The organism is Caballeronia sp. AZ1_KS37, from assembly GCF_023631165.1.
Classification (GTDB): Bacteria; Pseudomonadota; Gammaproteobacteria; order Burkholderiales; family Burkholderiaceae; genus Caballeronia; species Caballeronia zhejiangensis.
In genome coordinates, this window is the sequence record NZ_JALQDP010000011.1 from 1 (window position 1) to 11,512 (window position 11,512).

The window sequence follows — 11,512 nt, forward strand, 5'->3', positions numbered from 1 at the left end:
CGCGATTTTCGCGAGCGAGCCGCCGAATTTGCCTACCGCCGTACGCGCGGCCGATACGATCACTACGTCAGTCATTTCAGTTTCCTCTTGGCATCGAATGTTAATGCGGCTACGAACGGTTCCATGCGCTCGCGCGCACGGTCACGCGCCGCTCAGAAGTCGCGTTCCAGCACGTAACGGCCGGGGGCGGCCTCGATCACCGGGTAAGTCTTCGATCCCTGCGCCGCGCCCGCCTTGACCTGCTCGCCCGCGTTCGCGGCGAGCCACTTCGACCAGGTCGGCCACCAGCTTCCGGGATGCTCGGCGGCGGCATCGAACCACGCGTCGGGGTTCTCGGGCAGATGCCCGTCGTTGCTGTCGATCATCCAGAAGCTGCGCTTGTTCTTCGACGGCGGATTGATCACGCCCGCGATATGCCCCGACGCGCCGAGCACGAAGGTCTGCGGTCCGGAGAGAATCGGCGCGGAGGCATAGGCCGATTTCCACGGCACGATGTGATCTTCGCGCGAGCCGTAGATGAAGGTCGGCACCGTGAGACGCGACAGGTCGACCGGCTCGCCGCACACCTTCAGCGCATTCGGCGTCTTCAGCTTGTTCTCGAGATACGTGTTGCGCAGATACCAGACGCACATCGGGCCGGGCAGGTTCGTCGAATCGCTGTTCCAGAAGAGCAGATCGAACGCTTGCGGCGTGCGGCCCTTGAGATAGTTATCGACGACGTAATTCCACACCAGATCGTTCGGTCGCAGATACGAGAACGTATTCGCGAACTCGATGCCGCGCATGAGACCGGCTGGCGCGCCGTTCTTGCCGCCGATCGCCTGCTCGCGCATCTGCACGTGCGCCTCGTCGACGAACACGTCGAGCACGCCGGTATCCGAGAAGTCGAGCATCGAGGTGAGCAATGTCATCGATGCGGCCGGTTCCTCGCCGCGCGCCGCCGCCACCGCGAGCGCGGTCGCGAGAAGCGTCCCGCCGATGCAGAAACCGAGCGTGTTGATCTTGTCTTCGCCCGTGATCTCCTGCACGACGCCGATCGTCTCCAGCACGCCTTGTTCGACGTAGTCGTCCCACGTCTTGTGCGCGATCGACTGATCCGCGTTGCGCCACGACAGGATGAACACCTGATGCCCTTCTTCGAGTGCATAGCGCACGAGCGAGCTTTCCGGCGACAGATCGAGAATGTAGAACTTGTTGATGCAAGGCGGCACGATCAGAAGCGGGCGCGCATACACCTTCGGCGCGAGCGGCTTGTACTGGATCAGTTGCACGAGTTCGTTCTCGTACACGACCGAGCCTTCCGTCGATGCGATGTTCTTGCCGACGAGAAAGCGCGATTCGTCCGACTGCGAGATCTTGCCGCGCTGCATGTCGGCGAGCAGGTTCAACATGCCCTGGCGCAGGCTCTCGCCCTTGCTTTCGATGAGCGTCTTCTGCGCGTCGGGATTGAGCGCGAGGAAGTTGCTCGGCGCGGCCGCGGCCGCCCACTGCTGCACCGTGAAGCGGATGCGCTCGCGCGTCTTCGGATCGCTCTGCACGGCGTCGGCGAGTTCCTGCAGATAGCGCGCGTTCAGCAGATACCACGCGGCGGTGAACGCATATGCCGGCGTGGATTGCCATGCGGTGTCGGTGAAGCGACGATCCTTCAGCGCCGACGGATCGATGCTCTGCGCGCCCGCCTGCTTGAGCAACTCGGCGGCATCGCGCGAATAGTTGCTCTGCAACTCGTGCAGACGCTCGGGCGCGATCGCGGCGGTCGGAATCTTCGGCAACGTGGGCAACCCCTGCATCGCCGCGCCGAAGCCCGGCATGCTGCTCGCGAGCTTGGCGAATTCCGCCATGCCGTTCATCTTCGTGAAATCGGGCATCTGCGGCATGGCGCCGGACATCGGAAACGACGGGAATGCCGTCGACGGAAATCCGTTCGGAAATCCGTTGGCGAATGCACTGAAAGCAGCGAACGGCGATGCCGCCGCCGCGGCCGCATCATTCGCGCCATTCGTCTGCTGAGTGAATTTCGACCACTGCGCGGGATCGGCGACGCTGCGCCACGCGTTCAGCCATTGATCGAACGCCTGCTGTACGCCTGTCGTTTCGGCGGATGCTTCTGCCGAGGTGCTGTCGGCGGTACGGGAGCGGGAAGATGAGGAAGTAGATTTGGAAGCCATACCCGCTATTGACCTGTGAGTCTCGGAAGACTTGGATTGCTGATGCAGGCATCGCCGGGCTTTCCTCGACCAGCGCGCAAGTGTTGGTGCGCCTTATGCGCGTGGCAAGTCTGAGCCTTGCTACGCCGTGCCCGATTGATTGAATTCCAGGAACATTCTTGCTCTAGGATGTCAGGCATGTCAATGCTTCGTCCCGATTTTGCCGCAGTGCGATATTTTTTTAATTATCGTTTTCCCCCATGCGAAATGTTGCGTTCGCAAGGGGTTTCGTCATAGGCAAGAAACGATAGTTGGGTATGTTCCAACACTAATGACAATGGTCATTCATTGAGCCAGATCATTGCGGCCATGCGGCCCGTCACGTGATCGCGTCGATATGAATAAAAGCGCTCTTTTTCCGTGACGGTGCAATGCGTGCCGCCGTGAACGCGCGCGGCATCGATGCCTAGATCGGCAAGACGCATACGCGCGAGCGCGTAGATATCGGCGAAATACTTGGCCGGTGCGCCGCCGACGGGACGGAACGCGGCGCTCGTCGCGTCGCGGCGATCCTCTTGCGACGCCGCGATGAAGGCGTCGAGCACGTCTTCGCCCACTTCGAACGCCTGCGGCCCGATGGCCGGCCCGAGAAACGCGTTGAGCGACGAGGCCGGCACGCCCGCGAGCGACGCGACGCGCTCGCCCGTCTTTTCGATGATGCCGCCCGCGAGACCGCGCCAGCCCGCGTGCGCGGCGCCGACCGCGCGGCCGTCGTCGTCGCAAAACAGCACCGGGAGACAATCGGCCGTCATCACGACGCACACGACGCCCGCGCGATCCGTCACGCTGGCGTCGGCGCGCGTGCGCTCGCCCTGTGCGAGGCGCTCGATGACGGCGCCCGCCTCCACGACTTCCGTGCCGTGGATCTGCTCGAGCCACGCGGCTTCGCGCGAACCCGTCAACGCGAGCGCGCGGCGGCGATTTTCCTTCACCGCGTCAGGCGCATCGCCCGTGGAAAAACCGAGATTGAGGCCGCCCGCGCCGGGCTCGCCGCCGCCATAAGGCGCATCGCTCACGCCGCCATTACGCGTCGTGACGAATGCCCGCACGCGCGGCGACACGCTCCATTGCGGCCAGAGACAGTCTTTCGATGGCAAATTCGCAGCGTCGCGCGTCATGCTTCGTCGTCCTCGTAATCTTCGTCGTCCCAGTCGCCTTCTTCGCCTTCGCCCATTTCATAGACTTCGGCGAAATCGTCGTCCTCATCGAACTCGACTTCTTCGTCCTGTCCGAAGCCGAGCTCCGCGGCGAGCGTCGCGATGTCTTCGGGAACGTCCGCGCGCCAGTGCACTTCCTTGCCCGTCGCGGGATGGATCAAGCCGAGGCGCCACGCGTGCAGCGCCTGTCGCGCGAATTCGTTGGGCAGCGGCTTGACCGACCGCTTGCCGCGCGCGTGCCCGTACACCGGGTCGCCCAGCAGCGGATGCTGGATATGCGCGCAATGCACGCGAATCTGATGCGTCCGGCCGGTTTCCAGATCGCAATGGATGGCGCTGACGGGCTGGCCGTGCCACGTCGTGCGGTCGATGGTGCGGAAATGCGTGCGCGCGGGCTTTCCCGACGCGGTCTTTACCACCGCCATGCGCGTGCGCTCGCGCGGATCGCGGCCGATGGGCGCGTCGATCGTGCCTTCGTCGGGCATGTTGCCCCACACGAACGCGACGTAGCGGCGTTTCACCGTGCGCGCCTGCAACTGCCGCACGAGGTCGGTTTGCGCCTCGAGCGTGCGCGCGACGACCATCAGCCCGGACGTTTCCTTGTCCAGCCGATGCACGATGCCCGCGCGCGGCAGCCCGGCGGCGGCATCGCCGTAACGATGCAGCAGGCCGTTGAGCAGCGTGCCGCTCCAGTTGCCCGCGGCCGGATGCACGACCATGCCCGCGGGCTTGTTGATGACGACGAGCGCCTCGTCCTCATAGACGATATGCAGCGGCACCGGCTCCGGCGCGAACGCGAGCTGCTCGGGCAGAAGGTCGGGGACGAGCGTGATCGTCGCGCCGAGCGGGACGGGCTGGCGCACTTTCGCGCCCGCGCCGTCGACCAGCACGCGCCCTTCCTCGATCCAGCCCTGCAACCGGCTGCGCGAGAACTCGGGGAAGATTTTCGCGAGCACCTTGTCGAGCCGGTCGCCCGCGAGCTCGTCGGGCACGCGGGCCGTGCGGGGCGCTTCGCGAGCCGCGCCGCCGCCCGAATCGGCCTGCGCTGCGTCGTCGGGGGTAGCGCATGGGCTATAATCTTTGAGTTGGTCTTTGGTACGACGAGTACTTGAGCGGGTCATTTGAACGAGATTCGGCGGCATGGAAGAACAGCCGCGCCGGAAAAACAGCTAGAACAGCGAAGAATCAACTAGATTCAGCCAGGAACAGCAAGCACTGATGCGAGCCTTCAACACCATTCATCTCTCGATGCGTCAATCGATCAAGTATCTGGCGCTGGCCGCGAGCGTCGCCATCGTCACGGCCTGTCACGGCCTGCCCGAGAAGACCGACGAAACGGCAACATGGAATAACAACAAATTATATACGGAGGCCCAGGACGCGCTATCCGGCAGCGACTGGGGAAAGTGCGCGAAGTATTTCGAAGGGCTCGAAGGCCGCGATCCGTTCGGCCATTTCGCGCAGCAGGCGCAGATCAACGTCGCGTACTGCAACTGGAAGGACGGCGAAACCGCCAACGCCGACCAGGCCATCGACCGTTTCATCAAGCTGCACCCGGATCATCCCGAAATCGCGTATGCGTACTATCTCAAGGGCATGATCCACTTCAACGACGACTTGGGCCTCTTCGGCCGCTTCTCGGGTCAGGACATGAGCGAGCGCGATCCGAAGTCGCTGCGCGAGTCCTACGACGCGTTCAAGGTCGTCGTCGACAAGTATCCGCAAAGCAAGTACGCGCCCGATGCCGCGCAGCGCATGCGCTATATCGTGAACGCGCTCGCATCGCATGAAGTGCACGCCGCCGATTATTACTATCGCCGTGGCGCGTATGTGGCCGCGATCAATCGCGCGCAGCTCGCCATTCGCGAGTACAAGAACGCGCCGGCAACCGAAGACGCGCTGCACATCATGATGCTGTCGTACGAGCGTCTCGATCAGCCGCAACTCGCCGACGACACCAAGCGCGTGCTCGCAGCGACGTTCCCGGACAGCCCGTATGTCACCGGCAAGCGGCGCGCGGGCGCTGACAAGCCGTGGTATCAGATCTGGTAGTCCAGAAAGCAAAAAGCGAAACGGCCGGTTGATCACCGGCCGTTTTTTCATGTCGACGAGAATTGCGAACCCGATGCTTATTCGGCCAGTTCCGTCTTCCACTTCGCGGCATCGCTGAAAAACTCGCGCACCACGTCCAGCTCGCGCGTGCGCTTGAACGGCGGCAGGCTTTGCCAGATGCGCCGGCCGTAAGGCTTGTCGACGAGCCGCGTGTCGCAGATCATCAGCACGCCGCGATCCGTCTCCGCGCGAATCAGCCGCCCCGCGCCCTGCTTGAGCGTGATGACCGCCTGCGGCAACTGATGCACAGCGAACGGGCTCAAACCTTTCTTCGTCAGCGCGTCGAGGCGCGCGGCCAGCACCGGATCGTCGGGGGGCGCGAACGGCAGCTTGTCGATGACGACGAGCGACAACGCATCGCCGCGCACATCGACGCCTTCCCAGAAGCTCTGGCTGCCCACCAGAATCGCGTTGCCATAGGCGCGGAAACGGTCGAGCAGTTCGGTGCGGCTCGCATCGCCCTGCACGAGCAGCGGATTGTCCCAGCCGCGCCGCTCGATCACATCGCGCATGCGATTGGCGATGCGGTCGACCGCGCGCAGCGTCGTGCACAGCACGAACACGCCGCCGCCCGCCGATTCGATCACCGGCAGCGCGGCATCGAAGACGGCATCGGTGAATTGCGGCGACGACGGTTGCGGCAGATTGCGCGGCACGTACAAAAGCCCTTGCGACGGATAATCGAACGGGCTCGGCAGCGTCATCGAACGGCGCGCGTTGAGGCCCATCTGCGCCGCGTAATGCGTGAAGTCGCCGCGCACCGAGAGCGTCGCGGACGTGAAAATCCACGCGCGCGGCACGCCTGCGCGCTGCTTCGCGAAGATCGGCGCGACCGAAAGCGGCGTTTCGTGCAACTGCACCGTGTGCGAAAACACCTCGATCCAGCGCACCATTTCGTTCGGCTCTTCCTTCGCGGCCTCTTTCGCGACATCCTCATCCGCGACGACGGCGCGTTCGAGCGATGTCGGCGGCGTCGTCCAGCCCGCGAGCAGATCCTGCAACTCGCGCGCGCGGCGCACCAGCGCCTGCAACGATTCGGCACGTTCCGCATGCGAGGACAGCGCCGCGGCAAGCGCCGAAAGATGCGTCTCGAGCGTGTCGAGCGCCTCGAAGATCGGATGGTCGTCCGGCAACTGGCCGAGCGACAGACGCACCGAATCTTCCTTGAACGCGAGCCGCACGTCGCGCGCGGCGCGCTCCAGCGCCGCGCCGAGCTTGGTCCAGTCGGCGGCGTCACGCGCGTGCGACAGACCTTCGGCGACGGTATCGCGGGCGAGTTCGAGCAGTTGCGTCGTCGAAAGCGTCTCGCCGAAGAAGAGTGTCGCGGTTTCGGGCAACTGATGCGCTTCGTCGAAGATGATCGTGTTCGCCGTCGGCAGAAGCTCGGCCATGCCGGTGTCGCGCAGCATCACATCGGCGAAGAACAGATGGTGATTCACCACGACGATGTCCGCCTGCTGCGCCTCCTTGCGCGCCTGCATCACGAAGCATTCCTTGTAGTGCGGGCATTCCTGACCGAGACAGTTGTCGCGCGTGGACGTGACCATCGGCCAGACGGGTGAATTCTCCGGCACGCTCGCGAGTTCGGCCTTGTCGCCGGTGCGCGTGATCTTCGCGAAACGGACGATCTCCTGCAGATGCGACGTGTCCTGGCGCGTCGGCAGACGGCCGTTGTCCGCGGTGCGCTCCAGATAGTAGTGACACAGATAGTTGGCGCGGCCTTTGAGCATCGCGACCGAAACCGGGACGGCGAGCGCGTCGCGCACGGTCGGAATGTCGCGCTGAAAAAGCTGATCCTGCAGATGCTTCGTGCCCGTCGACACGATGACCTTGCCGCCCCACAGCATCGCCGGCACGAGATACGCGTAGGTCTTGCCGGTGCCCGTGCCCGCCTCGACGATGAGCGTGTTCTCGCCGCCGTCGATAGCCGCCTTCGCCGTCGCGATGCCGATGTCATCGGCCGGCTGCTCGTCGGGCGCATAGGGTTTGTCGGACGGGCCGAGCTTGCGCGCGGGGCGGCGCTGCGCCTCGAACATCGCGGGCTCGGGCATTGCGCGGCCGGACGCTTCCATCGCGGCGGCGACGGAACGCGCCATTTCGATCTGCGATGCACGCGGCCGATAACCGTCGATCGCGCGTGCGAGCAGACCTTGCGCGGAAAAGATGGCGTCCAGCTCGACGCCGCGTTTATCGGTCAGCGCGAGCGGCGCGTTCGCGTCATCACTGTGTTGTGCGGGTGAGTTCAAGGCGTGCTAAATCCTGCGGGTTTCGACGCGGCCGCGCACGCGAGGCGCCGTCGCAGCACGCGCTCGCGGCGGGCACGCGGCGTTCAGTGCGCGTCCGAGTCAAGCTGCAATTGCAGCAGGAGTATGGTGTCTTTCACCTTGAGCTTGCGCTTTTTCAGGCGCCTCAGCTCGAGGTCGTCGATGCCGGACATCTTGTCGATCAGCGTGTCCAGACTGTGATGCTCGTCCTGCAACTGCGCGATGCGATCGCGCAGCAGGGCGGCATCCATGGCGGGTTGTCGGGGTGCGCGCGGGGATTCACTAAAGCGCTGCTGCATGCTCGCCTCCTTTCATCCACTTGGCGCGGGCCCGTTCGACGAGCCCGACTGCCCTATTTACCTTGCTGCTGTTGTTGCTGCTGCTGCAGTTTCAATTGCTCCTGGCGCTGCTGCTCTTGCTGCTGCGCCTTTTCCTGCGCTTTTCTCGCGGCTTCTTTCTGACGCGCTTCGACTTCCGCGCGATGCTGCGCGGCTTCCTGCTGCTTCTGCTCGTAGCGCTGCGCCTTTTGCTCGCGGTCCTGCGCGTCCTGCACGCCGCGCGCGCGCGCTTCGTCGAGTTGCTTCTGGTAGTCCGCCTGCTTGCGGTCGTACGCCGCCTGGTTGGCCGCGCGTTGCGGCGCTTCGGCTTCGCGCTGGGCGGCGGCCAGCGCGTTCTGACGTTGCCTGTCCTCGTAGGCCTGCTGGCTCGCTTTCTCGTTCGCCGCGCGCTGCGGCGCTTCGGCCTCGTATTGCGCCCGCTTGATCGCCTTCTGCTGATCGCGTTGCTTCGCCCGCTCGGCGCGCTGCTCGTCGTCGAGCGCGAGCTGTTCCTGGCGGATTTGCTGGCGCGTCTCGCGCATCTCGTTGCGCGCGTTGTCCAGACAATGATTCACGAAGAACTTGCTATAGCAGTCGTGCTCTTTCACGCCGTAGCGGTAGTTGTTTTCCTCGGTGCGCCGGTCGAGCACCTTCTGGCGCTGGGCGAAATCGGCTTGGAGGGAATCATCGGCGCTTGGCTGAGCCGCTGCGTCCGGGGCACGAGCACTCACGGACGTGTCCGGATCGACGGGCTTGGCGGCTTGAGCGAGCGCGCGCTGCGGCGCGAATGCGCCCGCTGCGCAAAGCAGCAAAACCGCCGCGGCAACCGGCACGTTTGGAAGGCGAAAGTTGGGCAAATGGATGGACGGCAACGTGATAAAGAATCAGGCGCAAAACGGCTCGTGCGATGCCCAAATTCTATCACCGCACGCCGGAGCGCTTCGCCATTTATGGCAAAATCCCCCGCTTCAGCAACCCGGTCCGAACCTGGCTCGTCACAGCGTCACCCGCCCGCGGCGCCTCGCTTTCGCGAAGCCGCGCACACGGCGCGGATCTCGCCGGCGAGCCGCAGACAGCGCAGAATCATGACGGAAACCGTAGCACTCAAGATCGTACAGCGCATTGCCACCGAACTCACCGTGCAGCCGCGCCAGGTCGCCGCCGCCGTGCAGCTTCTCGACGAAGGCTCGACTGTCCCGTTCATCGCCCGGTATCGCAAGGAAGTCACCGGCAATCTCGACGACACGCAACTGCGCACGCTCGAAGAGCGCCTGCTCTACTTGCGCGAACTCGAAGATCGCCGCGCGGCGATCCTGCAAAGCATCGACGAGCAAGGCAAGCTCACCGACGAACTGCGCGGCGCCATCGAAAGCGCCGACAGCAAGCAGGTGCTGGAAGACCTCTATCTGCCGTACAAGCCCAAGCGGCGCACGCGCGCGCAAATCGCCCGCGAAGCCGGTCTCGAGCCGCTCGCGCAGGCGCTCCTCGCCGATCCCACGCTCGATCCTCAAACGGAAGCCGCGAAATTCGTCGATGCGGAAAAAGGCGTCGCCGATACCAAAGCCGCGCTCGACGGCGCGCGCGACATCCTCTCCGAGCAGTTCGGCGAAACCGCCGAGATCCTCGGCAAGCTGCGCGAGCATCTGTTCAATCAGGGACTCGTCATGTCGAAGGTGGTGGACGGCAAGGAAGGCGAGGAAGGCGAAAAATTCCGCGACTACTACGACTACAGCGAAACGATCCGCACCGTGCCGTCGCACCGCGCGCTCGCGCTGTTCCGTGGCCGCAACGCAGGCGTGCTGAGCGTCAAGCTGGGCTTGGGCGAAGAACTCGACGCGCAGATTCCGCATCCGTGCGAAGCGATGATCGCGGGCCACTTCGGCATCGTGAACCGCTCACGCGCTGCCGACAAATGGCTCGCCGACGTCTGCCGCTGGTGCTGGCGCGTGAAGGTTCAGCCGCATATCGAAACCGAACTGCTCACGCAATTGCGCGAAGAAGCCGAGCACGAAGCCATTCGCGTGTTCGCGCGCAACCTGAAGGACTTGCTGCTCGCCGCGCCCGCGGGTCCGAAGGCCGTGATCGGCCTCGATCCGGGCCTGCGTACGGGCGTGAAGGTGGCGGTCGTCGATCGCACCGGCAAGCTGCTCGCGACCGACACCATCTATCCGCACGAGCCGCGCCGCGACTGGGACGGCTCCCTCGCGAAGCTCGCGCGCATCGCGCAAGCCACGCAAGCGGAACTCATCTCGATCGGTAACGGCACGGCCTCGCGCGAAACCGACAAGCTCGCGAGCGAACTCATCGCGAAGCATCCGGAACTGAAGCTGCAGAAGATCGTCGTGTCGGAAGCGGGCGCGTCGGTGTATTCGGCGTCCGAACTCGCCGCGAAGGAGTTTCCGGAACTCGACGTCTCGTTGCGCGGCGCGGTTTCCATCGCGCGGCGTCTGCAGGATCCGCTCGCGGAGCTCGTCAAGATCGAACCCAAGGCGATCGGCGTCGGCCAGTATCAGCACGACGTGAATCAGCGCGAACTCGCGCGTTCGCTCGATGCTGTCGTCGAGGATTGCGTGAACGCGGTCGGCGTCGACGCGAACACGGCCTCCGTCGCGCTGCTCGCGCGCGTGTCGGGACTGAACGCGACGCTCGCGCGCAATATCGTCGATTTTCGCGATGCCAACGGGCCGTTCCCGTCGCGCGAGCATCTGAAGAAGGTGCCGCGTTTGGGCGACAAGACCTTCGAGCAGGCAGCCGGTTTTCTGCGCATCAACAACGGCGAGAATCCGCTCGATCGCTCGTCGGTGCACCCGGAAGCGTATCCCGTCGTCGAGCGCATTCTCGCGAAGATCAAGAAGCATATCGGCGATGTGCTCGGCAAGCGCGAAGCGTTGACCGGTCTCTCGCCGACCGAATTCGTCGACGATCGTTTCGGCCTGCCGACCGTGCGCGACATTCTCGCCGAGCTTGAAAAGCCGGGCCGCGATCCGCGCCCCGAGTTCAAGACGGCGACGTTCAAGGAAGGCATCGAGAAGATTTCGGATCTCGTGCCGGGCATGATCCTCGAAGGCGTAGTGACGAACGTGGCGGCGTTCGGCGCGTTCGTGGATATCGGCGTGCATCAGGACGGCCTCGTGCACGTTTCGGCGATGTCGACGAAGTTCATCAAGGATCCGCACGAAGTCGTGAAGGCCGGTCAGGTCGTGAAGGTGAAAGTGCTGGAGGTAGACGTGAAGCGCCAGCGCATCGCCCTCACCATGCGTCTGGACGACGACTTCGCTCCGGCTTCATCGGGCGCGGGCGGCGGCGCGGGTTCGCAGCGCGGCGGCGGTCAGGATCGTCGGTCGGGTCAGCGTCCGCAACAGCGTCGCGAGCCGGAACCGGCCGGCGCGATGGCAGCGGCGTTCGCAAAACTGAAACGATAAAGCCTCACGGCGTCAGCAAAAAACCCCACGTCT

The 11,512-nt window shown here is 64.4% G+C and carries 9 protein-coding genes; 3 read left to right on the forward strand and 6 right to left on the reverse strand.

What is annotated here, in order from left to right; genetic code table 11:
- Nucleotides 1–152: 152 nt before the first annotated feature.
- A complete protein-coding gene (phaC, locus tag NCS00_RS07955; protein ID WP_239295303.1) occupies nucleotides 153–1,841 on the reverse strand; it encodes a class I poly(R)-hydroxyalkanoic acid synthase in 1,689 nt (562 codons plus the stop codon).
- Between phaC and NCS00_RS33470 the strand changes: the two genes are divergently transcribed.
- Nucleotides 1,840–2,010, forward strand: a complete 171-nt coding sequence (locus tag NCS00_RS33470) for a hypothetical protein (RefSeq protein ID WP_326929444.1) — start codon at nucleotides 1,840–1,842, stop codon at nucleotides 2,008–2,010. The two genes, phaC and NCS00_RS33470, sit on opposite strands and share 2 nt — an antisense overlap.
- Before the next feature lie 478 nt (nucleotides 2,011–2,488).
- Here the strand turns inward: NCS00_RS33470 and pgeF are convergent, their stop codons facing one another.
- Together pgeF and NCS00_RS07965 are read right to left on the reverse strand one after the other, a co-directional pair.
- Nucleotides 2,489–3,325: a peptidoglycan editing factor PgeF gene (gene pgeF / locus NCS00_RS07960; RefSeq protein WP_250439825.1), complete on the reverse strand. Its 837-nt coding sequence runs from the start codon at nucleotides 3,323–3,325 to the stop codon at nucleotides 2,489–2,491.
- Entirely contained in the window at nucleotides 3,322–4,485 is a 1,164-nt protein-coding gene (locus NCS00_RS07965) for an RluA family pseudouridine synthase (RefSeq protein ID WP_081851903.1), read from the reverse strand. The genes pgeF and NCS00_RS07965 overlap by 4 nt, the downstream gene beginning before the upstream one ends.
- Before the next feature lie 97 nt (nucleotides 4,486–4,582).
- Here NCS00_RS07965 and NCS00_RS07970 point away from each other — a divergent pair, with 97 nt between their 5' ends.
- Nucleotides 4,583–5,416: an outer membrane protein assembly factor BamD gene (locus NCS00_RS07970; RefSeq protein ID WP_008349407.1), complete on the forward strand. Its 834-nt coding sequence runs from the start codon at nucleotides 4,583–4,585 to the stop codon at nucleotides 5,414–5,416.
- A gap of 77 nt (nucleotides 5,417–5,493) precedes the next feature.
- On the opposite strand, the gene yoaA is transcribed toward NCS00_RS07970, so the two are convergent.
- The 3 genes from yoaA to NCS00_RS07985 all read right to left on the reverse strand — a co-directional run bounded on the left by yoaA (nucleotide 5,494) and on the right by NCS00_RS07985 (nucleotide 8,929).
- The gene (yoaA, locus tag NCS00_RS07975; protein ID WP_250439826.1) at nucleotides 5,494–7,722 is read right to left on the reverse strand and encodes a DNA repair helicase YoaA; all 2,229 of its coding nucleotides are present in this window, start codon (nucleotides 7,720–7,722) and stop codon (nucleotides 5,494–5,496) included.
- An 83-nt stretch (nucleotides 7,723–7,805) separates the two neighbouring features.
- The gene (locus tag NCS00_RS07980; protein WP_008349403.1) at nucleotides 7,806–7,991 is read right to left on the reverse strand and encodes a DUF465 domain-containing protein; all 186 of its coding nucleotides are present in this window, start codon (nucleotides 7,989–7,991) and stop codon (nucleotides 7,806–7,808) included.
- 101 nt (nucleotides 7,992–8,092) lie between these two features.
- Nucleotides 8,093–8,929, reverse strand: coding sequence for a flotillin family protein (locus NCS00_RS07985; RefSeq protein WP_051996708.1), 837 nt, complete (start codon nucleotides 8,927–8,929; stop codon nucleotides 8,093–8,095).
- A 213-nt stretch (nucleotides 8,930–9,142) separates the two neighbouring features.
- Between NCS00_RS07985 and NCS00_RS07990 the strand changes: the two genes are divergently transcribed.
- Nucleotides 9,143–11,479, forward strand: coding sequence for a Tex family protein (locus NCS00_RS07990; RefSeq protein ID WP_008349400.1), 2,337 nt, complete (start codon nucleotides 9,143–9,145; stop codon nucleotides 11,477–11,479).
- Nucleotides 11,480–11,512 lie beyond the last annotated feature (33 nt).